Source organism: Oceanobacter sp. ABM4_470 (assembly GCF_056158645.1).
The window spans coordinates 1,209,835-1,232,272 of the sequence record NZ_JBSWTR010000001.1; the positions used below are offsets into that span (position 1 = coordinate 1,209,835).

Sequence of the window (22,438 nt, forward strand, 5' to 3'; positions counted from 1 at the left end):
AAGCGGGCCATCCTATGTGTTGCCGACAGGCCGCTACAAAATAGTCAGGTTGGTGTAGGAGTGAATTTATTCACGATTAGAAGCGCCACCGCATCAAAGCCCGTCTGGCGTCAATGATTCCAGACGGGCCAAAACAATCCTGAAGTACAGCAGCTGTATGAGTGAGTTTATTCACGATTTATTCCAGACGGGCCCAAACAATCATGAGTACAGCAGTTGTAGGAGTGAATTTATTCACGATTAAAAGTGCCCTGCCTCCAGCGGGGTCACACCAGCCGCTTGTCTTCCAATTGATGGTGCGGCGCATCCAGCTGCTTGGCCTGTACGGTAAGCGCGTTTTTCTGTGCCAGCTCATCCAGGTTATTAATGACCAAATCCGGCTCAATGCCCCAGGGGTCGAACACGGCATCCGGGTTGCGTTTAACCCAAGCAGCCCGCATGCCTGCCGATTTGGCACCAATCACATCAAACGGATTACCGGATATCAGCCAGCTTTGGTGTGCATGGCTGCCGGATTCACGCATAAAGTGCGCGTACACGCCGGGGTTGGGTTTGAACGAGCGTAAGTCATCAACGCTGACCACCCCCTCAAAATAATCCAGCAGGTTGGCTTGCTTCAGTAGCGCAGCAACGTCAGGCTTCTGACCGTTGGAAAAGGCAAACAAGCGGGCGTCGGAATCACTCAGGCGGCGCAACGCTGGCAAGGCGTCTTCAAAGGCGGGCAGAGTGCTGTAAGCCGCTAGCCAGGCGTCGCGGGTGTCGGCAGGAATGTTCAGCCTGAACTGTTGCAGGCAGTAATCCAGCGCCTGTTCGGTGACGACCGAAAACGGCACGTAAAGCTGCATCAGCCCGCGGCGAAAACTGTATTCAAGCTGCTTCTGACGCCAGGCATCGGCAAAGGCGGGGGCCTGATCGCCAATGGCATGAGCAAGCAAACTGGCGACACCACGGGTGTCAATGAGAGTGCCGTAGACATCAAACGCCAGCACGGTGTGTGATTGATGGGGCATACAAACCTCCTGATTATTCAGGTTTTACTGATTCGCTATGACAGACAATTTTTATTTTAGGTTGGTTCTGGGAGTGTGTGACCTGTTTGGGGTTGTTGCAATTGTGGCGCATTGCTACCGTTTATTCACTTTGATGTACGCAGGCAAAATACCATGGCAAAAGTCAGTGTCAGACTGGATCAGGCGTTGATTGAAAAAGCGACCATTATGGGAAAGGCGCTTAATCGTTCGGCACCAAAACAGATTGAGCATTGGGCCAAAATTGGCGAAATGATGGAAGATAATCCGGATTTGCCTTACGAGTTTGTAAAGCAGGCGATAATTGCTCGGGCGGAAAAAGAGGCGGCCACGCTTGAGTCTTATGACTTTGGCTAGACCGGCTTACCTTTTGATCCGCAATAATCTTAAAAACACATAACGATTAATCAGCGCGCCCACCCCGATTCCCAGTGTATAGGCCAGCAGATCGCTGATGCGAAAGCCAAACCCCAGCACCAAACCGCCGATAGTGGTGGCACGAATGCTGTCGATCCAGTCGGCATGGTAAAACTGGGAAAACTCAATGGCGTAGGAAAATAGCAGCGCAGCCATGATTTGCGTGCGGAACGCCCACATCGGAGTAATCAGGCAGAAGCCAAAATAGACCATCGTCGCCCACAGAAAATCACCCACGTAGACATGGAAAAACCGGGGCAAATCCAGCGCAGGCGAGCGGGTAGATAGCCCAAGGGTGATGGTGATCAGGCAGGCGGCGGAGTAGGTCAGGATTTGTTTTGACATTGGATTATGAACGTCAAAAGCAGCGGCGCGTAGCGTCCGACTGCTTTTTTGTTATGAGTCGTACTTATATAGCTTCTTCTAAATCGCTCTCTATAGAATCCATGCAAATTCTAAAATAGGAAAATTGTTCTTTAGTTATTTCTTTTGCATGTGCATCATTCCTTGAAGCATTAATAAAATCAAGCTGTTTGAAAGTGTCCTGCCTGGTCTTATCAAAGGTGTTGGAGAATGCCGGCCAGTGTTTTGAAACTATTTTAGACAAGTCAGAGAAATATATTTCACTTTTTGATGCGTTGAATAGCTCATCATACGCAAGCTTCGATAACTCGGATTTTCTTGTGCCGCCAAAGATATTCAAAATTGCCTCTTTAGCCTGAGAGGCGCCCAAGTTAGCTTTGAGAAGTATTTTAACAAGTTTTCTTAGTTTTATCTCTACCGCGTTCCTCCTCTGGGATATTTCTGCCCACATTTCATCTTGTGATAAGCCTATTTTTTTGAATTTGGATTGCTTAAGAATATAGTCCTTTACTGAATCGATGTTGAAATCATAAGTATCTCTGTCTCTTTTTATTATTCCATAACCAATTAGATGCGATGTGTATGATGGGTGAAGCTCTGCAAACTCTTCAAATGTGGCTATGTCGTCATTTGCCAGCATAGACAGCATGTCAAATTCATCGGGGTAAGAATCCCTAAGGACGCTCATAATCATTTCCAGATAGCTTGAATGATCGCTTATAAACTTATCCCGCCCCTGTTTATACGTTCTTCTTCCAACATCTACTGGACGTTCTATTTCTGCAACTTCCTTTGCAATGAGGCTGCAAACATGCCTCATTAAAAAAGGATGGCCGCCAAAATCCTCTGTGAGTTTTGCGTACAATGACTCGTCAAACTTGATACCCATTCTTTTGCCAAGCTTCCGAGTCATTTCTCTCGTCTCTCTGACGTCAAAGCCTGGGATATAGATAGGATTGAAATGATTGAATATAGGGTTGTCTACGTTATCAACCTTCGGAGTCTCTATGCACGTTGGATTTGTTCCAACTATAAGGTAAGAAATTAAATTTGAGTTTCTTTGAAAGATTGATCTTAGAGACTGCCAAAATAAAGCGAAATCCTTTCCGCTGCACCAGTGTTCGGCAGGTGCGGTGTCTCTTGAAATATTCTCGATTTCATCAAATATAATAAATAAAGGGCCGTCAGTCTCTGATCTGCATTTTTTTAGAAAACTTTCAGTCAATGCCGAAGCGTTCTTATCAGTGTACTCCTTCTCATCATGAATATCACATGACGAATTTAGGGCCCCTTTGACCTTCTCACAAAGGTAATGGAGGGCTTCATTCCAACGCCTTTGGTTAAATGATGTATCTTGACAATCAATAATTGCTGTTTGTATCCCTTCTTTGGCTAAGTGTCGTTCTATGCCATTTATCAATGACGTTTTTCCTGTTTTTCTAAGGCCGAATACACCTGAGTTTTCGCCGCTTTTAAGTCTGTTAATAATCTCTTGTATTAGATCTGTCCTGCCGAAGAAATAGATATCTTTCTTAAGTGGAGCCTCAAATGCAAAAAGGTCTCTTGTATAAAAATATTTCCTAAATCTATTTCTGAAGAAAAATGAATCCCTTACTTTGCTCAGCTCTTCATATGAAAAAGGAATTATGACTTGTGACTCAGGTTCGTTTTTGACAAGTTCATTTATTGATGTTTCTATGTTTTTGTCAGCGCTAACAAGTACGTTGCAAATTTTTTCAATTCTTAATGTAGAGTGTTTTTTTGCTACATATTCAAAAACGTCCAGTGTTCTTGCTTGTACTGCTTCATATGGACTGAATACAACGATGATCTCTCGGTCAAGGTTAAACATATCCTTGTATATTTCAGTGGGGCTTATTATTAAATACTTATACTCGCTGTTGTATCCCAGCTTTATTTTTTCACCGCCGTTTGTTATGTAGAATTCTTTTGATAAGCTTTCTATCGCAAACTTTTCATCACTTGAAAAATGATTTTCTTTAAGTAGAGGGTGTTTTCCAGGGTATGTTTTTCCATTTACAGACATTAAATCATCCTTTATAAATTCTTAGTGATCGAGTGGCTTATAACAGTTTTATTCCTGAGCATGCGCGTTTTTCCCTATCCGATGGCACGCAAAGCAGGTTCGCTTTTTTGCTAACCGCCCTGATTTCAGCCACTTACGCTACATGCTGCTGACGAAACGAGCAACTGTTTCAGGTAAAATGAGCAGGGTTTTTAGTATTGCCTTGATGTACTGTTTATACATACAGTTTTGGGTAGGTTGAAATAACACTGCACAATTATGCTGACATAGCGGGGGGCTTCTGAATAACTCAGCTCCGCTCCTCGCGAACTGTGACCAATGCGGCCCGTTGTTTTCAGTACAGGGTTGCGAATGCGAGGAACCAGGAATCTGTTCAGATGGGTCTTTTAAAGCGGGCTACACAGGGCGGGCCATACAAGGCGGATTTTGCAGGCTTGTGAGTGTCGATCTGGTGGTCTGCGGGACGGATGATAAAGCGGGGGATTCAGCTGACAGCTGGTCTTAATCCTTGATCCTTATCCTTGAGTCTTAACGCAACCGCTCAGCCCATTTGCCGCCATGTTCGGCTTTGCAGGCTTCTTCGGTATCAAAACGAATCTGTTGTTCGGCGTTTTTCAGTGTGATGTTGATGGCACCGAGTTTTTCCTGAATCAAAAATCGAATGCTGTCGGTGTCGGCCAGCGCCAGATCGAGTTTGGTGTTGTACACGCAGATTACGATGAGAGATTGGGGGAATTGCCTGTAGTTCACGGTGTGAGTCAGCCATTTAAAGCCTTCGGATTCGATCTGGGCGATGTCGCATACGTCGGTAAGGGCTTTGATGATGGCGTTGTCGATGTTCTTGTCGGTCTTTTTCATGGCTTTTTAACGTTTTTATTGAATACGTTTATGTCGAAGCTGGAAGCGTTGAGTTCCGTGCCCTGGTGGATGTGTACTTTGGTGATGCCTGCGGATAGTGCCAATTCACGGAATGCCTGGATTTCAGCGTCGGTCAGGCCGCCTTCGGTTTTTTCCATCGGATGGATGACGGCTACAGAGCTGGAGAAGAATGATGCCGATTTGCGTACTTGCTGAACGGCGTGCTGAAGCAGTTTTATGGCTGTTTCAACGTCACCAATCAGGGTCCTGGGGTGTGACAAGGGGTTGACCACTCGGATATTGTCGGCGGCCAGGGCAGGTGCTTCGTAGCCGATCGCCTGTATCATTCGCTGGCCCTTTTCGGTGGTCAGGATGGCGATCCATGGTTGGTCGTCAAACACCTCGCCGGATTTGAAGTTGGTGGCCTTGATGCGGTTTTCCCATAGCTGGATATACAGCGGTGTGCAGTAGGCGAGTCTGAGTTTTCGAAGCATGGTCAACGTCCATTGTTGTGTATGGGTTTGGTTCTGGGCGTGGTTCCGGGGTGGGTTTTGGGTTGGGTTTTGGGTTGGGTTTTGGTTGGGTTGGGTTTTGGGTTGGGTCTGGACCTGATGGTTTAAATCTGGCTGTTCAGGCTGGGCGAATATTGCCTGTCCGCAGGGTATAAAAAAACAGCGGGCTTGTTATGGCCCGCTGTTGTTGGTACTCGCCCTAGTGACGCGAATTACTCTTCGTCGGCATCGTCCATACGAGAGGCGTGCATCACCGGGGAACCCCACAGGTCGTATTCGTCGGAGTGCTCAATTTCCACGTCGATGATGTCGCCCGGTTCGCATTCGTGGAAGTCGTTCAGGTACACCATGCCGTCGATGTTTGGTGCGTCGCCCCAGGTACGGCCAATGGCGCCTTCGTCGTCGATTTCGTCGATGATCACAGGCATTACCTTGCCAACCTTGCGAGCCAGTTTACGGGTGCTGATGGCTTGCTGGGTTTGCATAAAGCGGTCGTAACGTTCTTGCTGGATGTCTTCCGGCACGTGGTCTGGCAGTTCGTTGGCTTTGGCGCCGTCAACCGGGCTGTACTTGAAGCAGCCAACACGGTCGAGTTCGGCTTCTTCCAGCCAGTCGAGCAGGATCTGGAAGTCTTCTTCGGTTTCACCCGGGAAGCCAACTACGAAGGTGGAGCGGATAACAATTTCCGGCACCACTTCACGCCATTTCTTGATGCGCTCCAGCGTATTCTCGGCGTGGGCAGGGCGCTTCATCAGCTTCAGAATGCGTGGGCTGGCGTGCTGGAACGGGATGTCCAGGTACGGCAGAATTTTGCCTTCGGCCATCAACGGGAGTACGTCGTCGACGCTTGGGTACGGGTAAACGTAGTGCAGGCGTACCCAGGCACCCATGTTGCCCAGTTCGTTGCACAGGTCGTACAGCTTGGTTTTTACCGGCTTGCCGTCCCAGAAATCGGTGCGGTATTTGCGGTCGACGCCGTAGGCGGAGGTGTCCTGGGAGATCACCAGAATCTCGCGGGTGCCAGCCTCTACCAGGCGTTTGGCTTCGGTCAGTACGTCGCCTACCGGGCGTGAGACGTGCTTGCCGCGCATCGCCGGGATGATGCAGAAGGTGCAGCTGTGGTTACAGCCTTCGGAAATCTTCAGGTAGGAGTAGTGACGCGGGGTCAGTTTCACGCCCTGAGCCGGAACCAGATCGGTGAACGGATCGTGTTGCTGTTTTACCGGCGGCACCCATTCGTGCACGGCGGTCATCACTTCTTCGTAGGCTTGTGGGCCGGTGATCGCCAGAATGTTCGGGTTCTGTTCGCGGATGGTTTCGGCGTCTTTACCTTTGCCCATACAGCCAGTCACGATCACCTTGCCGTTTTCGGCCATGGCTTCGCGGATGGCTTCCAGTGACTCTTGCTTGGCATCGTCGATAAAACCACAGGTGTTTACTACGACCACGTCGGCGTCGTTGTAGCTGTTTACGACGTCGTATTTGTCCATGCGCAGCTGGGTGAGGATGCGTTCGGAATCGACCAACGCTTTTGGACAACCCAGTGAAACAAAGCCTACCTTGCCGCTGGATTGGCCGGTGTCTGAGTTGGTGGATGTCGGAAGTTCGGTTTGGTCTGTCATGATCTCTCTCTACCCAGTACATGGCCGGGTGCTGTGTTGGCTGTCCGGACGGTTGCGGTTCCGGATAAAAGGCGCAAGATTTTACCCGAAGCGCCTTTGTGAGTCATCGCCCTGTGATTATCATCCAGACGGGTGGCCAGTGCTGTGTGTGAAGGCCAGTTGTGAGAGCTAAGTATCAAGGCCATGTATCAAGGCAGTGTTTCAGTAAGTTGGACGAATGAAATTCAGGGTGACGGATGAAATTCAGGGTAATGCGTAAAGCAAGTTGGATGTGTGTGGTTGGCTGTTTACTGTCGTTGGATGCGTTGGCGGGAAGCTACTATGAATGCGTGGATGCCAATGGACGGAAGTTGTTTTCCCAGTCGCCGTGCCCGGTGGATCAGAACGAGAAGAAGCACAGCTATAAATCTGACAAACAGGGAATTGGCCTGACCGCAGGCAGTGGCAAAGCCGATCGGGAAATCAGTACGGACAATGCCAGTTATCAGACAATGCGTGATAACAACCGTCGGCTGGAGTTGAAGCGCAATATCAACCGTACCCAACAAAAGCTCGAGTCGCTGGAAGCCGACCGCGACAACCGCATTGCCTCCATGAAGGAAACCTTGCAGGGCATTGCCGGCAACAACGCGGCTAACCGCCGTGCTGTGGTTCAGCAGCAGATCGACAAGGAAAGCCAGACGTATCAGCAGCGGATTGAAAAGCTCACGAATGAGCTGAAAGGCTATACTTCAGAGATGGCGGGCTTGTCCCAAAACCCTTGAGTCACATTTACATGGTGTTGCCGTGATCAAACCCCGAATTCTTTTGCTGTCGGCGTATCGCTCCGACAGCCATGCTTACTGGGCCGACTGGCTGACCACTCATCTGGACGCCGACTGGCGAGTATTGGAATTGCCTGGTCGGTATTTTCGCTGGCGCATTCGTGGTAATCCGTTGTCGTGGATGTCGCAGCTGGATGAGTTGCTGGCGGAGTGGACGCCGGATCATGTGTTGGCCACCAGTATGGTGGATGTGGCAACGCTGAAGGGCCTGGTGCCTGGCTTGGCGGGTATTCCTGTTTCTTGCTACTTCCATGAAAACCAGTTCGCCTACCCGGTGGGGGAAGGTCAGCATGCGTCTATTGATCCGCAAATGGTGCAGTTGTATGCCGCGCTGGCGGCGGATGAAGTGCTGTTTAACTCGGAGTTTAATCGCCAGTCGTTTCTGGACGGTGTTTCGGCGCTGCTGAAAAAGCTGCCCGATTGCGTGCCAGAGGGCGTGGTTGAAGACATTGACTACAAGTCGCGCTGGTTGCCTGTGCCGGTTTCCATGCCAGAACCTGATCTTGAAGATCAGCTCGATGCCGCGGTGGAGGACTGGCGGGCGACGAAAGATTTCTCAGGGCCGCTGATCCTTTGGAACCACCGCTGGGAATACGACAAGGCCCCGGAACGGTTGTTGGCGATGCTGAAGGCATTGAAGCAGCGGGGTGTGGATTTTCGGTTGGCGCTGTTGGGCGCAAGGCCGGAAAAAACTCCGCCCGCCTTGTTGGCCATTCGTGAGCACTTTGCCGGTCAGGTGCTGGTGGATGGAAAAGTGTCCCGCCAGGATTATTGGCTTTGGCTCAAGCGTGCCGATGTGGTGGTGAGCACCGCCATTCATGAGTTTCAGGGCATCGCCATGTTGGAGGCCTCAGCCATGGGGTGCTTCCCGCTAGTGCCGGATGATTTGTGTTACCGCGAGCAGTACCCGGATGTGTGTCGATATCCACCCACGGTCGACGCCGAGGTGCTGGCCCATCGCCTGCATGTGGTTTGGCAACAAATTACCCGCCCGCAAACCCCGGACGTGGGCATTAAAACCCAGTGGCAGCACTGGCTGGCAACCGATATTGCCCGCTGGCTGCATAGGGAAACGCCGGAGCCGGAGATTCCTGAAGAAGAGATAGGGCCGGATATTCACGCGGCAGAAAGCCACTCGATTAATCCGGGGGCAGACTTGCTGGAGCAGATGCTGAAAGAACAATCAGGCAGTTTGTCGTCTGATTCATTGGTGCCGGAGTACGGCAGCAGTGATAACAAAACGGCAAATGTCATCAGCTTGATGGCGGAAGCCAGCAGTAAAATGCCAGCGCCTGAGCCTGTGGTACAGCAAAGCAGCAGCGTGGTGTATGGCGGTTCTGGTGAGCTGAGCGATGCCAAATCCCAGTGGCAGCAGTGGATGCAGTTGGTCTAGAGGTTTGCGAGGGCCAGGAAATTTGGCCGGGTGAGCGGCTTGATGGACGTACGGCTTAATGGCTAGGTGATTTGATAGGCGGGCTCAGATGTAAGTTGTCTGATCCCGCCAGAAGCTGTCTTTTGGCTATTACTGTCCGGATGTGTTTGTTTTAACCCATTGCAAGAAGTCAGCCTGATCTTTGGCGTTGCTGCTTTCCCACAAATCTTTCAGTTGATCGAGTCGGGTTACCTGCTCAGGGGCTTCACTGCTGATGACGTAGCTGATGGCTTCGTGTTTTTCGACCACCGCCTTGCCTGCTACTTTCTCCGCGCCTGCCTGCAGCCAAATGGGTGAAGATGCACTCAGTGCCTGAGCGGTTTCCTGATCATTCACAACCGGATGGTTGAGGCTGTAGGTTCCATTGCTTTTGAAATCGTAGTCGATGGCAACGGGTGGCCATTCAATAATAAAGCCGGATTCACCCTGGCTATTCCAGTTGGCTTCGTATCGAACAATGATGCGCTGACTGCCTTCGGCCATGTGCAGGGTGTAGTTGCCTTCATACAGGTTGGGTGAATCTACGGATTTGCCGTTTACTGAGACCACGACCAGTGTTGATGGCACGGTCACGCTGACGCTGCCAGAGCCTACGTCGGTGCTATTCAGTGGCGCAATGGCACCACAGCCAGCAAGCAGGGCGGTGGTCAGCAAGGTGAAGAAGGAAAGAATGTAGGTGCGCATGATGACTCCAGAAGTTGATCCGACAACGATGTGTCAGACAGGAAGCACAAAGCATATCGAAGAAGACCACAGGCTGCATGATGGCGGATTGGGAACCACCGTTGCAGTTTCATAAAATCGTAATGCGTTCTTCATAATTGAACCGTTAAATACAAACAAGCCCGCAAACGCGGGCTTGTTTGGCGGCTTATGCTTGGGGCATAAACCGGCAGGTGTTGCTGTTTTGAACGGAGAAAACAAAACAGCAAACGGGGTCGACCTTAGAAGTCGTAACGTACGCCCAGCTCGGAGATCAGCTTGGCTTCGCCTTGGTCACGAACAGTGTCGAGGGATTCAACAGAAGCCCATACGCGCATGTTCTTGCTCAGGTAGTTTACGTATTCGCCTTTAACGGACTGCAGATCACCGGAGTCGTCACAGTCATTGGATGCTACACGGCCGTGGAACTGGTGGGCGCCAGTCTTGTAGGAAGCGTATGCACCAACGATTGTGGTGGACTCACCACCGCAGATGTTGCTGGTCTTGGTGTTGAAGTCTTCAGACGCCAGGTCTACGAAAGCAGACAGTTTAACTGCGTCAATGGAGTACCAGGCGCGAGCACCAAACAGAGTGCCTTTATCTTCGCCTTCGTTGTCGAATACAGCTGCGGCCTGGATTTTCAGGTCACCAGCGTTGAAATCACCACCAACGGAGTAGGAGTCGACGTCAGCGCCATCTTTGCCTTCAGTTTGAACGGCAGCCATGAAGGTGTAGTTATCACCTTTGGTGGCGTACTGAGTGATGCCGTCCTGACGAGAAGTGAAAGGACGTAGGCTGTCGCTGGCGTTGGAGAAGTAAGGACCACGAACGTACTTCTGGTAGATAGAGCCCTGGGAACCGTGAGTCACAGTGCCGAAGTCACCTTTAATACCGATGAACGCCAGACGAGTACCAGCAGCAGCTTTCTGCTCTGGAGTCAGGCCGTATTCAAAACGAGCCAGACCGGTCAGGCCGTTACCCAGATCTACACTGCTTTTAACGCCAAAACGAGAGAACTTGTTCTCGGAGCTGGTCGCGCCAACGGAATCATCGTTGGTCAGGGCCAGACGCAGGGAGCCGTATACGTCTACAGACGGTTCTGCTGCCATTGCGGTGCCAGCTACCAGTGAAAAGGAGATGGCGGCGGCAATCTTGGTCATTTTCATTGTAATGCTCTCTTTCTCTTTTTTATGTTCGGCTTGAAGCCAACTGCGGTTTTTCAACCCGCGAGCGTGTTCGCGCACGGGTTGAAATTGTTACAACCATGTTTCCGATTTATTACATGACACATTTGTTGCGGTTTTATGACAGTGTCTGTAATTAATCCGATTTTTACTTATTTGTTGGATTTCAGAGCGGCTTCGATCAGGTCGGCGCCGATTTCGTCTTCAAACATCTTCCAAACTGGCTTCATGGCGTTTACCCATTGCTCGCGCTGTTCGGCAGTGATGCTGGAAACTTCAGTCTTGCCAGAATCAATGATCTTCTGCTTGTCTTCTTCGCTCTTCTGGGCAGCGATGGCGTTACCGTGAGCGATAGCGTCGTCCATGGCTTTTTGCAGCTTGGCGCGAACGTCGTCTTCCAGGCCGTACCAGAATTCAGAAGAAGTCACGACCATGTAGTCCAGCAGACCGTGGTTGGTTTCAGTGGCGTAGTCCTGAACTTCAAAGAACTTCTTGGAGTAGATGTTGGACCAGGTGTTTTCCTGACCATCAATCGCTTTGGTTTGCAGCAGGGTGAATACTTCAGAGAACGGCTTTTTCAGTGGGATAGCCTGAACAGCTTCGAACTGAGCCTGCAGAACGTCGGAAGTCATGATGCGGTATTTCTTACCGGAGATATCCGCTGGCGTCATGATTGGGTCGTTGGCAGTCAGCTGCTTCATGCCGTTGTGCAGGTAGCCCAGACCAACCAGCAGTTTGCTTTCCATGGACTTCAGCAGTTTCTGGCCTTCAGGGCTGTTCTGGAAACGGTCAACCGCTTCCATGTCTTCAAACAGGAATGGCAGATCGAACAGTTGCAGTTTTTTGGTGTATTTCTGGAACTTGGACAGGGACGGGGCAGCCATTTCAACGTCACCCAGCTGCATGGCTTGCAGTACGGTGGAGTCGGTGAACAGCTGGGAGTTAGGGTAAACCTTTACTTCAACTTCGCCTGGCAAAGCAGCTTCGGCGAGCTCTTTGAACTTCAGAGCCATCTGGCCTTTCGGAGTGTTTTCAGCCACAACGTGGGAAAACTTGATTTCGATTGGGGCGGCAGCTGCCTGGTTAAAGGACAGAAGACTGGCGCACGCCAGTACAGATGCGACTAAGGCTTTCATATTTTTGTCTCGCTCTTATATTTGTTTGTTACGCCGTTGGGAGCGCAGGAGCAATCTCCCTTGAGCTGTAACTGGTTTAGCAGGTACTGTGCCAGAATTGAATCGCGCCGTTGTTTTTTGAATAACCAGCGAGCCAATGTGATGAGATTGGGTGCAGACATTCGGACGGCAGGAATCCAGCCCTGAGGCCAGTAACCATAGGCCCTAGTTAAGACTATGGTGTTTTTTTTGCCTGTTTGTATATGGTTAAAAGGCGTGTCTTTTGTGACCCGGTTCGTAAATCAATCATTGTGGGCAGGAAGTACCTGAGTTCGGCTTTTGCGGTGGTTTGTGGTTTTTGAACCACACTGGAATATGGGCGGGCAGTGTTGAATTGGGCAGAGGTTGAAGCATGAGTTTTATTGAATGGGTGGCTTTCCACCCATGAGCGTCGAAATGCAAGGGCCGGTGCCCAAAGAGTCCCGCTTTACCACGGAATCATCCTCCCTGATGGTGATTGTGCTGGTATTTATCTGGATTGCGGGTGTGCTCGCCGTGGTGGCGACGGTGTGGTCGCTGAAAGAACAGGAAGCGCTGGTCGAATTGCAACTGGAGGCGGAGCAAACCGCATCGCAGTTACACGCGGCGCTGGATTCTTTTGAAGATATCGCCTCCCGAGTGGCGGGCTTACGCACGGTGAAAACCGTACTGGCCAATCCGCACCCGCAAGGTCTGGAGACGCTTAACCGCTTTCTGGAGCAAACCAATCGCAGCCTCGGCAGCGACAAAATCTTTGTGCTGAACCACGTAGGTGTTGTGATTGGCACCAGTAACTACGCCGATGTGAACAGCTTTCAAGGCTATGACTTCAGTTTCAGGCCCTATTTTCAGCAGGCTCGATTGGGCGAAAGCGCTACCTATTATGCGGTAGGGCTGGTGACGCGCGGTCGCGGTTACTATTACTCGGCACCGGTGATTGTCGGTGAAGAGGTGATTGGCGTTGCCGTGGTGAAGATTTTGCTGGAGCCCGTGCTGGAGCATTTGAAGTTTCAGCAGCACGGCTTTTTGCTGGTGGGATACGACTCGGTGGTATTCGGGGCTTCGGACCGCGATTGGGAATACCGCACGTTAGGTGTGGTGCCTGGCCCTCAGCGCGACGGCATCCGCAAGTCACAACGCTATGGCGATGCGCGTCTATTACCTTTGGCCATTCCGGCTTCCGAGGACGGCAACCTGTTCTCGGATGATTACATCAACCTGGATGCCAATGGCATTCTGCAGCGCTATCTGGTTGGTCGTACTCTGGTGCGCGAAGCCGGTTGGCATGTATTTGCAGTGATGCCCAGAGTGGAGCTGCTGCGTCGTACGCTGGAGTTCTGTGTTTACTACTCTCTTATATATGGCGTCATCGTCTTGCTGTGGCTCTACTGGCGCAAGCGAGGTGAGATGCAGCGTCATGTGTCGTCGGTTAATCATGAGTTGGAACGCCGGGTTGCCAATCTGACTTCGGAACTGACCAGTTCCAATACCGAACTTCAGCGGCTGGTTGAACACTATCAGCGAACCCAAAGTGAGTTGGAAGCCACCCAGGATCAGCTGGTTCAAACTGCCAAGTTGGCGGTGCTTGGCGAGCTGTCGGCTGGCATTAACCATGAGCTGAATCAGCCGCTGTTGGCTTTGCAAACCTACGCAGAGAACAGCAAAAAGCTGATGGAGCGTGGCTACAACGAGATGGTCAGCGACAATCTTGACGAGATTTTGCAAATCACCGGCTCCATGCATTCCATTATTTCCCGCTTGAAGGTCTTTGCCCGTAAGTCGCCGCCGGAGCCGCGTGCGGTTGAGGTTGGCGAGATCGTGCAGGCCTCGGTTGGCATCATGGGGCCATTGTTGAAAAAGGCGGGTGTTGAACTTGTGGTCGATTCCACCCATTTTTCGGCAGAGGTCATGTGTGAGCCTGTACAGGTTCAGCAAGTGCTGATTAATCTGATTACCAATGCTTCGGAAGCCATGCAAGGTATGGCAAGCCCGCGGGTCGAGGTGCGTGTGCAACACGACCTCAATGGCTTGCGAATTGAAGTGGAAGATAATGGCCCGGGGATTGCTGAAGATTTAAGAAGCAGGATTTTTGAGCCCTTTTTTACAACCAAATCCAAAGGGCTGGGGATAGGGTTGGCATTGTCACGCCGTATTATTGAAACCCTGTCCGGCACATTGACAGCAGAAGCAGCAGCGCAGGGGGGAACCCGCTTTGTTGTGCGACTGCGCAAGTACATGAGGTAAAGGCATGATTGAAGTTCTGGTGGTAGATGATGAAGAGAGCGTACGTAAGGCGCTGAGCCAGACTTTGGTGATTGAAGGGTTTGATGTCATTGCCGCCGCTAACGGTCGCGAGGCGCTGGATTCCATTCGTGCCGACTGGCAAGGGGTGGTGATTACCGACATTAATATGCCGGTAATGGATGGCATGGAGCTGATGCGTGAGATTCGTAGTATTGATGCCGATTTGCCGGTGATTATGCTGACGGGCCATGGCGATGTGTCGATTGCAGTAGAGGCCATGCGCGCTGGCGCGTATGACTTTCTTGAAAAGCCGTTTTCATCCGAGGTGTTGCTGGAGACCGTGCAGCGCGCCCACGAGAAGCGACTGCTGACGCTGGAAAACCGCAAGCTGCGGGAAGAAGTAGAAGTGCAGTCGCGGCCAGGGCCGCGGATCATCGGTAACCACGCCGACATGAAAAAGCTGCGCGATACCCTTAACCACATTAAAGATACGCCAGCGGATGTGCTGATTCACGGTGATACCGGTTGTGGTAAAGAGCTGGTCGCCCGTTATCTGCATTCTCACAGCAAGCGCAGTGACCGCGCCTTTGTGGCGATTAACTGCGGTGCGATTCCCGAAAACCTGATTGAAAGTGAGCTGTTTGGCCACGAGGCCGGTGCTTTTACCGGTGCTGGTAAAAAGCGGGTGGGTAAGTTTCAACACGCCAATGGCGGCACCTTGTTCCTGGATGAAATTGAGTCCATGCCCATGGTGTTGCAGATCAAGATGCTGCGGGTGCTGGAAGAGCGCAAGGTCGAGCCTCTGGGCGGTAATCAACAGATTCCACTGGATATCCGTGTGGTTGCGGCCACCAAGGTAGACCTGAAAGAACTGAGCGACAAGGGTGAATTCCGACTCGATTTGTACTACCGCCTGAATGTGGTTCAGGTGCATATCCCGGCGTTGAAAGACCGTCGGGAAGACGTTCCTGTGCTGTTCGAGCATTTTGTCTGGGCGGCTGCCAACCGCTATGGCAGTGAAGTTCAGGCGTTGACTGCGGCTCAACGCCAGCAGCTTCTGGCCCATGACTGGCCGGGCAATGTGCGTGAATTGCGTAATCTGGCAGAGTGCTTTGTGTTACTGGGCGGCGAGCGAGCGTTCGACAGCTTGCTGAAAACCGGCACCGCGACCAATGTGATTACCTTGGCTGAGCAGGTCAGCCGCTACGAAGAAATGATTCTGCGTGAAGTACTGGCAAGGCATAAGGGCCGTTTGAAGAACGCTCAGGAAGAATTGGGGCTGGGGCGCAAAACCCTGTACGAGAAAATGAAGAAGTATGACCTCGACAAGCAAGCCTTCAAGGAAGGCGGCGAGGAATAATTGTGTTTTGGGCTGATCCTGGCTTACAGGCTTAGTCAGGGTTGCTCCGGCCCCACGTGCGTCGTGTTGTAGGAGGGAATTTATTCCCGATAGGGTAATCGAGAGCAAGCTCTCTCCCACAATGTCTGCCGACATCCGACATCCGACATCCGACATCCGACATCCGACATCCGACATCCGACATCCGACATCCGACATCCGACATCCGACATCCGACATCCGACATCCGACATCCGACATCCGACTCCTCGCCGGAAACACTTCCGTTTCTACGTTTATCCAAATTGGGTGGATTTACACCCATGGTTTTGCGCTGATGTGTCGGGTTTTCCTGTTTTTGGCGATTCTGTTGTTTTCGCGGTTGTTTATCGTTGTTTGAGCCGGGTATTGCCTGATGGTGGCTGTTTGGCGTTCTGATGGTGGTTTTCCACGCCTTTTGAAATAGAGCGGGGGGAATACCCCCCGTTTTTGACATTTCACATTGGCGCAGCAGCGTCTATACCTAACGAAGCGATCATTATTCTCACTGAAAGACAGCTTGAGCGGCGGTTTTCTGTTGATTTGCTTCGGTTTTTGGGAATTTCAGAAATTGGCACGGCTAGTGCTAGATGCTTGTTCGATCTATTCCAAGCGGCCCTCAAGGCCTAACAACAATAAAAGGAGAGCAGATGATGAGAATGATCAATCGTCTGGAAGATATCCTGATCGGCTTGCTGCTGGTCACCATTACCTTGCTGGTATTTATCGAGGTGGTTGCTCGCTTCGGTTTCAATACTGGCATCCACTGGGTGCAAGAAGCCACCCTGCTGACTTCCGCCTGGATGACCCTGTTGGGTTCTGCCTGGCTGGTGCGCGAACGCGCTCATATCTGCGTTGATGCCTTGACCGACCGCCTTGCTCCTCAGGTTCGCAAGTGGGTTCTGCTGTTTGCTATTGCTATCGGTCTGGTTTACTGCGGCATGTTCCTCAAGAGCTCCTGGGTATACGTCTCCAAACTGCACATGATTGGCATTGAGCTGGAAGATATTGCGATTCCGAAATGGACCGTGGTTTCCGGCCTGCTGGTAGGTTTTGGTTTGCTGACCATTCGTTTGCTGCAATTGGCGGTTGCTGTGTGGAAATTGGAAGCCAAGGGTTTCCATGAGCATAAGGAATCCGAACTGCACGATGAAAACCTCGATGACGTAGAAGAAGAAAAAGAAGAAGTGAAAGGGGAGAAAGCGTAATGGCTGCTGCAACTCTGTTTTTATTGCTGTTTGTATGTATGGCGCTGGGCCTGCCGATCGCGGTAGCGCTGGGCTTCTCTTCCATGACGGCCATTATGTTGTTCACCAACGACTCAATGGCGTCTGTTTCCCTGAAGTTGTTTGAAGCGGTATCCGAGCACTACACGCTGCTGGCGATTCCGTTCTTTATTTTGTCGTCCTCCTTCCTGTCTTCCGGTGGTGTGGCGCGTCGTCTGATTGATTTTGCTACTGCTGCTATTGGCCACGTTCGTGGTGGCCTGGCAATGGCTTCTGTATTGGCTTGTATGCTGTTCGCTGCGGTATCCGGTTCTTCTCCTGCCACTGTGGCGGCGGTTGGTTCCATCGTACTGGCCGGTATGGTTCGTGCGGGCTACCCAATGTCGTTCGCCGCGGGTGCCATTTCTACCGCGGGTACCCTGGGTATTCTTATTCCACCGTCCATCGTGATGCTGGTTTACTCTGCTGCGACTGAAGTATCTGCTTCCCGTATGTTCATGGCCGGTTTCGTACCGGGCATTCTGATCGGCCTGGTGCTGATGATCACGATTTACATCGTAGCACGTCGCAAGAACCTGCCTGCAGGTGAGTTTGCTGGCTTCGGTAACATCCTGAAATCTGGCTGGAGCGCTTCCGGCGGTCTGATGCTGATCGTTCTGGTACTGGGTACTATTTACGCGGGTGTTGCTTCTCCAACGGAAGCGGCTGCGGTTGCTGCGGTATATGGCTTCCTGGTGGCTGTTTGGGGCTACCGTGATGTGGGTCCTCTGAAGGATCAGCCATGGCGTAAAGAAGGCGAAAACGTCATCGCCATGCTGGTACGTAACATTCTGCTGCTGCCAGTAGGTATCGTGAAGTCTGCCTGGAACCCGGAAGTTGCCAAAATCGTTAAGGATTCTGCCCGTGTTTCCATCACGCTGCTGTTCATCATCGCCAACGCCATGCTGTTCGCTCACGTACTGACTTCCGAGCAGATTCCGCACCACCTGGCTGCGACCATCACTGAATGGGGCCTGCCGGTGTGGGGCTTCCTGATCGTGATGAACATCCTGCTGCTGCTGGCCGGTAACTTCATGGAGCCATCTGCGATCCTGCTGATCATGGCGCCGATCCTGCTGCCAATCGCATTGCAGCTGGGCATCGACCCGATTCACCTGGGTATCATCATGGTTGTGAACATGGAACTGGGTATGTTGACGCCGCCGGTCGGTCTTAACCTCTTTGTGACCGCGGGTATTACCGGTAAGTCCATTGGTTGGGCCATCAAGGCGTGTGCGCCATGGCTGCTGCTGATGCTGGTGTGTCTGATTGCAATTACCTTCATTCCAGAGATCAGCCTGTGGCTGCCTAACTACCTGGACGGTTTGTAATTACCGATTAATCGAGAGCCCTTGGGCTACGCCTGTAGCCCGTTTTTATTTTATAAGCCCGGCCTGATTGGCCGGGTATAACCAGGTCCTCCGACTCGTGTGAGTCAGCTGATGTGATGTCAGCACTCTGTTGGCTGTGCATGATTGTGGTTTGCAACAGCGACTTCGCCCGGCAATTGCCGGGCTTTTTTGTGCCTGTGAATAATTCGTCGGACCAATAGCGCCGATGGCAACCCTCTGGTAACGTCGCGGTCTGAGTTTGACTGACAATGCACAGGGGACAGTGGGTATGACGGTATTTGCTGCGGCAATTCTGGCGCTGGTGCTGGTCTATTTGTCATTGCGGGTGGTAAAACTGCGCAAACGGCATCTGGTGGCCATTGGCGATGGCGGGCACGTCGATCTGCAACGAGCTATTCGAGCCCAGGGCAACTTTACCGAATACGTGCCGATGGCGCTGTTGCTACTGTATGGCCTGGAGCAGATGCAGGTTGCTGACTGGCTGGTGGGCATCTTGTGCCTGATGCTGGTGGTCGGCCGTTTTCTGCATGCGTTTAGCATCAGTCAGTTGAAGGAAAATTTCAGAATCCGCTTTGCCGGGATGGCATTAACCTTTGCGTCGCTGGTTGTGTCTGCACTGGCCATTATGGCGGTTTCTATGGTTCGTTTTTTATCCTGAAGGAAGAGATCTACATCCATGATTGAACGTTTGGTTGAGCAGCTGATTTATTCTGCTCGATGGATTCTGGCCCCAATCTACCTTGGTTTGAGCCTTGCGCTGCTGGCGCTGGGTATCAAGTTCTTTATCGAAGTGGCGCACTTGCTGCCCCACATCGTTGAAATTACCGAAACCGATATGGTGTTGGTGATCCTGTCGTTGATCGACCTGGCGCTGGTGGGCGGTTTGATCGTAATGGTGATGTTTTCTGGCTACGAAAACTTTGTATCCCGTATTGATTTGGGCGAGGGCACCGAGAAGCTGGACTGGCTGGGTAAACTGGATACTGGTTCGCTGAAGAATAAAGTCGCGGCGTCGATTGTGGCGATTTCGTCGATTCACCTGCTGAAGGTGTTTATGAACGCCAAGAACGTACCGAACGACAAGCTGATGTGGTACGTGATCATTCACCTGACCTTTGTGGTGTCGGCCGTGGCGATGGGTTTGCTGGACAAGTCGACTCGTAAAGCGCACTAAGGCCCCTCTGAATAACTCTGCACAGCTCTGCGCGAGTTTTGCAGGTTGTCAGAACAAGGCGGCGAATGCAGCGGAATGACCAGTCCTTTCCAAATTCGCTAACACCGTTCTGGCGGGCTGCAGGCCGCGCCCTACGGGGATGGCAGGGCATTGCTGACTCTGTGTCGCTGATTTTTGACTTGACCCGTCAGGCCTGCAAATCAGCTTCGTGATTCAGCTTCCCCCTGTCATCCAGAGCTGGCACCGAGTTGTTCAGAGGGGCCTTAAGTGCCCATGTTTGAACCCGGTAATGGGTTCGGGCTTGTCAAACAAAACCCCGCGGGGCCAACGCCCGGCGGGGTTTTTTATGCTGTGTTTTTTTGTCCCTGAAGGATCAGCTGCCCTGATGAATATAAGGCTCGGTGGCTTCCGGGTTCACCAGTTCGTCCAGTTCCGGGGTACGCTCTGCACGAAGGGCAACCCAACCGGCAACGTCTTCTCGCCACTCTTCCATGGGCCGCAACTTGGGCGCTGCCAGCAGTTTGGCTTCGGTGCCTTTGCTGGAGAAAACCAGGATATGTTCGACTTTATAGGCTTGCAGTGACATTCAAATTGACCATCGGAGTAAACAACGGCCAAGTTTGAATGTTACATTTCGCACGGTCAATGCTGTGGCTTGATGCACGGTTGGTTTGAACAAGGAATTTTCGTTTGGTTTGGCAAGTATTTACGGCCCGCAAGAGCTTTTCCGATCCCGTCATTGGTTCGCGCTGGGCCAATCGTTGTGGCTTGCATCTGGCAAGAATCCGTTTGTCGGATGTGTTTTTGGCCGCGCGGCGCTGGTGGTTGTTTCGTGGCAAGCTGACGGAAGAGATGCAGCAGTTTCGCCGCGATGGCTTTGTGGCGCTGGAAGGGTTTCTGGAGCCGGAAGATTACAAGGCTCTGAAGGCCAATGCTGAATCTGTCATGCAAGCAGCCGATGCAATAGGGCCTGCGCCGAGTTATCGGGATGCTGGCTTTGGCAAACCGCATATCTATAACTGGGGCTTTGATCGCTGTGATGGCAGTACGGTCAATCGCTTTTACACCCTGCCCAGCGATGACGTGTTGTCCAGGCTGGCCGATAATCCGCGCTTCCGGCAACTGCTGGAGTACGCTTCTGGCTGCCGCTTTGAGCCACGACGGTTGCTGCTATATCGGTTGATTCAGGGGAGTGACGGTGGTCGCCCGGATAACCAACGCGATATTCATCGGGATACCTTCCATTCCTGTATCAAGTTCTGGTTTGCCCTGTCAGACGTCAGCGAGGATTGTGGTCCATTGCATTACCTTAAGGGCAGTCAGCGTTTTAACGAGCAGCGCTGGCGCTGGGAGAAAGCCCGGTCTATTTGGGCTTCTGAAAACAATAAGGGTGGTGCGTTTCGTTGTACGGCGGCGGAAGCAAACGCCCAATATGGCGATGTGCCTCGGCCGCTGGTCGTGAAAGAAAACACATTGGTGCTGGCGGATGTGCGTGGCTGGCACCACCGGGGCTATGCCAAGCCGGGAACGGAACGGTTGGCGGTATACGGCAGCTTCAGACCATCGCCTTTTGGTTTGCCGAAAGTTCGGCCGTTGGATTCCAACGGCCAGTAATCAGTCTATGTATATTGTGGCGGGCTCAGGGAGCGAATTCTTTTAGCCCTGAGGAGGCTGAGCCAAAGGCATCTTCCTTGAACGGCAGCAGGGTTCTTGCTTGCTGCTGGTATTCCAGAATGTGGGGCAGTTCCTGCTCCAGAAAATCCGCCACCGCGGCGTTGAAATCGGGTTGGTGCAGTCGGTGCAGGCTGGCGGTCAACACCGGTTCAAAACCACGGGCAATCTTGTGTTCGCCCTGAGTACCTGGGTCAAAATGCGCTAGCGAGCGTTCGATACAGAACTCAATGCCCTGGTAATAGCAGGCTTCAAAATGCAGGCCGTCGTATTCATCCAGGCAGCCCCAGTAACGCCCGTACAGTGTCTGGTCGTCGAAGAAGTACAGCGCCGATGCCAGGTGCTGTTGATCCAGCCAGGCTTCTACCAACAGCATCTGCTCTGCCATGGTTTCCACCAGTTGGTTGAAAAAGCCCTTGTTCAGGTAACCCTGCATGCCGCGTTTCATGTAGGTCAGCTGGTAGCAGGTGTAAAAGCGTTCAATCGCTTCTGTTGTCAGGGTGTCGGCGGTCAGCCGGTGTAACTCAATTCCACCTTCCTGAATCCGCTTGCGTTCCTTTTTGACCGACTTGCGTTTGCGGCTGCTGAAGGTTTCCAGAAACTGTTCGAAGGAGCGGTAGTCGCGGTTGAACCAATGAAACTGGCAAGCACGCCGGAGCAATAGTGCATGGGATTCGGATAGGCCTTGTAAGGCTCTGGCGTCACGCTGATTGGGAAAATTCAGGTGCCAGCCGGACATGCGTTCGGTGTCAGACCAGTTATCCAGCGCGGCAATGGCGGCAGGCCAAAGCGCTTCTGCGGTGTGCGATTGCTCGTTAAACAGCAGTCTTGGCCCGGTTGCTGGAGTAAAAGGGGCAGCACACAACAGCTTGGGGTAATACTGAAATCCATGGCGTTGATAGGCTTCGGCCCAGCTCCAGTCGAATACGTATTCGCCGTAGCTGTGTTCTTTCAGAAAGGTTGGCAGAACGGCATCCGGGCGAGTATTGGCCGGCTCGGACTCCGCTAGCTCGTCCAGATACAGTGTCAGGTATTGCGGCTGCCAGCCGCTGTCGCCACCGATGCAGCGCTGTTGTTCCAGTGCCTTCAAAAACCGGTAGTCCAGAAAGGGGTAGCGCTGCTGGTTAAGGTCGTCCCAGACCGCTTTATCCAGCTGGTCGACACTTTGGATAACTTGAAAAACCGCCATAAATCAGTGACCTGAGGGTAGC

Annotated in this window: 21 protein-coding genes; 10 read left to right on the forward strand and 11 right to left on the reverse strand. The window is 51.9% G+C overall.

Annotation, left to right across the window (positions count from 1 at the left end; translation table 11 throughout):
* Positions 1 to 266: 266 nt before the first annotated feature.
* Positions 267 to 1,010 carry a haloacid dehalogenase type II gene (locus ACXADJ_RS05255; RefSeq protein WP_475063859.1) on the reverse strand — a complete coding sequence of 248 codons (744 nt, stop codon included), beginning with the start codon at positions 1,008 to 1,010 and terminating at the stop codon, positions 267 to 269.
* Positions 1,011 to 1,163: 153 nt separating this feature from the next.
* Between ACXADJ_RS05255 and ACXADJ_RS05260 the strand changes: the two genes are divergently transcribed.
* Entirely contained in the window at positions 1,164 to 1,385 is a 222-nt protein-coding gene (locus ACXADJ_RS05260) for a TA system antitoxin ParD family protein (RefSeq protein WP_475063861.1), read from the forward strand.
* A 6-nt stretch (positions 1,386 to 1,391) separates the two neighbouring features.
* On the opposite strand, the gene ACXADJ_RS05265 is transcribed toward ACXADJ_RS05260, so the two are convergent.
* The 5 genes from ACXADJ_RS05265 to rimO form a co-directional block, all read right to left on the reverse strand.
* Positions 1,392 to 1,790, reverse strand: coding sequence for a ribosomal maturation YjgA family protein (locus ACXADJ_RS05265; RefSeq protein WP_475063865.1), 399 nt, complete (start codon positions 1,788 to 1,790; stop codon positions 1,392 to 1,394).
* 64 nt (positions 1,791 to 1,854) lie between these two features.
* Positions 1,855 to 3,855 carry an AAA-like domain-containing protein gene (locus tag ACXADJ_RS05270; RefSeq protein ID WP_475063867.1) on the reverse strand — a complete coding sequence of 667 codons (2,001 nt, stop codon included), beginning with the start codon at positions 3,853 to 3,855 and terminating at the stop codon, positions 1,855 to 1,857.
* 528 nt (positions 3,856 to 4,383) lie between these two features.
* Positions 4,384 to 4,713 (reverse strand): Fis family transcriptional regulator, encoded by a 330-nt coding sequence (locus ACXADJ_RS05275; RefSeq protein ID WP_475063870.1) that lies wholly within the window; start codon positions 4,711 to 4,713, stop codon positions 4,384 to 4,386.
* Positions 4,710 to 5,207, reverse strand: coding sequence for a rod shape-determining protein (locus ACXADJ_RS05280; RefSeq protein WP_475063871.1), 498 nt, complete (start codon positions 5,205 to 5,207; stop codon positions 4,710 to 4,712). Before ACXADJ_RS05280 ends, ACXADJ_RS05275 begins: the two co-directional genes overlap by 4 nt.
* 230 nt (positions 5,208 to 5,437) lie before the next feature.
* Entirely contained in the window at positions 5,438 to 6,847 is a 1,410-nt protein-coding gene (rimO, locus tag ACXADJ_RS05285; RefSeq protein ID WP_475063872.1) for a 30S ribosomal protein S12 methylthiotransferase RimO, read from the reverse strand.
* Between the two features lie 251 nt (positions 6,848 to 7,098).
* Here rimO and ACXADJ_RS05290 point away from each other — a divergent pair, with 251 nt between their 5' ends.
* Positions 7,099 to 7,611, forward strand: coding sequence for a DUF4124 domain-containing protein (locus tag ACXADJ_RS05290; protein ID WP_475063873.1), 513 nt, complete (start codon positions 7,099 to 7,101; stop codon positions 7,609 to 7,611).
* Between the two features lie 22 nt (positions 7,612 to 7,633).
* Positions 7,634 to 9,064 (forward strand): tRNA-queuosine alpha-mannosyltransferase domain-containing protein, encoded by a 1,431-nt coding sequence (locus ACXADJ_RS05295; RefSeq protein WP_475063874.1) that lies wholly within the window; start codon positions 7,634 to 7,636, stop codon positions 9,062 to 9,064.
* Positions 9,065 to 9,193: 129 nt separating this feature from the next.
* On the opposite strand, the gene ACXADJ_RS05300 is transcribed toward ACXADJ_RS05295, so the two are convergent.
* The 3 genes from ACXADJ_RS05300 to ACXADJ_RS05310 form a co-directional block, all read right to left on the reverse strand.
* Entirely contained in the window at positions 9,194 to 9,787 is a 594-nt protein-coding gene (locus tag ACXADJ_RS05300) for a DUF2057 family protein (protein ID WP_475063875.1), read from the reverse strand.
* A gap of 260 nt (positions 9,788 to 10,047) precedes the next feature.
* On the reverse strand, positions 10,048 to 10,971 hold the full coding sequence (locus tag ACXADJ_RS05305; RefSeq protein ID WP_475063876.1) for a porin: 924 nt from the start codon (positions 10,969 to 10,971) through the stop codon (positions 10,048 to 10,050).
* A gap of 170 nt (positions 10,972 to 11,141) precedes the next feature.
* The gene (locus ACXADJ_RS05310) at positions 11,142 to 12,125 is read right to left on the reverse strand and encodes a TRAP transporter substrate-binding protein (RefSeq protein WP_475063877.1); all 984 of its coding nucleotides are present in this window, start codon (positions 12,123 to 12,125) and stop codon (positions 11,142 to 11,144) included.
* Positions 12,126 to 12,530: 405 nt separating this feature from the next.
* Here ACXADJ_RS05310 and ACXADJ_RS05315 point away from each other — a divergent pair, with 405 nt between their 5' ends.
* The 6 genes from ACXADJ_RS05315 to ACXADJ_RS05340 all read left to right on the forward strand — a co-directional run bounded on the left by ACXADJ_RS05315 (position 12,531) and on the right by ACXADJ_RS05340 (position 19,556).
* Complete coding sequence (locus ACXADJ_RS05315) at positions 12,531 to 14,387, forward strand: sensor histidine kinase (RefSeq protein ID WP_475063878.1); 1,857 nt, start codon at positions 12,531 to 12,533, stop codon at positions 14,385 to 14,387.
* A 4-nt stretch (positions 14,388 to 14,391) separates the two neighbouring features.
* Positions 14,392 to 15,747 (forward strand): sigma-54-dependent transcriptional regulator, encoded by a 1,356-nt coding sequence (locus ACXADJ_RS05320; protein WP_475063879.1) that lies wholly within the window; start codon positions 14,392 to 14,394, stop codon positions 15,745 to 15,747.
* 668 nt (positions 15,748 to 16,415) lie between these two features.
* Positions 16,416 to 16,973, forward strand: coding sequence for a TRAP transporter small permease (locus tag ACXADJ_RS05325; protein ID WP_475063880.1), 558 nt, complete (start codon positions 16,416 to 16,418; stop codon positions 16,971 to 16,973).
* Entirely contained in the window at positions 16,973 to 18,361 is a 1,389-nt protein-coding gene (locus ACXADJ_RS05330; RefSeq protein ID WP_028293908.1) for a TRAP transporter large permease, read from the forward strand. Before ACXADJ_RS05325 ends, ACXADJ_RS05330 begins: the two co-directional genes overlap by 1 nt.
* Positions 18,362 to 18,650: 289 nt before the next feature.
* On the forward strand, positions 18,651 to 19,040 hold the full coding sequence (locus ACXADJ_RS05335) for an MAPEG family protein (RefSeq protein WP_475063881.1): 390 nt from the start codon (positions 18,651 to 18,653) through the stop codon (positions 19,038 to 19,040).
* An 18-nt stretch (positions 19,041 to 19,058) separates the two neighbouring features.
* Positions 19,059 to 19,556 (forward strand): TIGR00645 family protein, encoded by a 498-nt coding sequence (locus ACXADJ_RS05340; protein WP_245582669.1) that lies wholly within the window; start codon positions 19,059 to 19,061, stop codon positions 19,554 to 19,556.
* 373 nt (positions 19,557 to 19,929) lie between these two features.
* Here the strand turns inward: ACXADJ_RS05340 and ACXADJ_RS05345 are convergent, their stop codons facing one another.
* On the reverse strand, positions 19,930 to 20,142 hold the full coding sequence (locus ACXADJ_RS05345; protein ID WP_028293906.1) for a hypothetical protein: 213 nt from the start codon (positions 20,140 to 20,142) through the stop codon (positions 19,930 to 19,932).
* Between the two features lie 104 nt (positions 20,143 to 20,246).
* Here ACXADJ_RS05345 and ACXADJ_RS05350 point away from each other — a divergent pair, with 104 nt between their 5' ends.
* Positions 20,247 to 21,170 carry a phytanoyl-CoA dioxygenase family protein gene (locus tag ACXADJ_RS05350; protein WP_475063882.1) on the forward strand — a complete coding sequence of 308 codons (924 nt, stop codon included), beginning with the start codon at positions 20,247 to 20,249 and terminating at the stop codon, positions 21,168 to 21,170.
* Between the two features lie 25 nt (positions 21,171 to 21,195).
* Here the strand turns inward: ACXADJ_RS05350 and ACXADJ_RS05355 are convergent, their stop codons facing one another.
* Positions 21,196 to 22,416 (reverse strand): GNAT family N-acetyltransferase, encoded by a 1,221-nt coding sequence (locus ACXADJ_RS05355; RefSeq protein WP_475063883.1) that lies wholly within the window; start codon positions 22,414 to 22,416, stop codon positions 21,196 to 21,198.
* Positions 22,417 to 22,438: the final 22 nt, after the last annotated feature.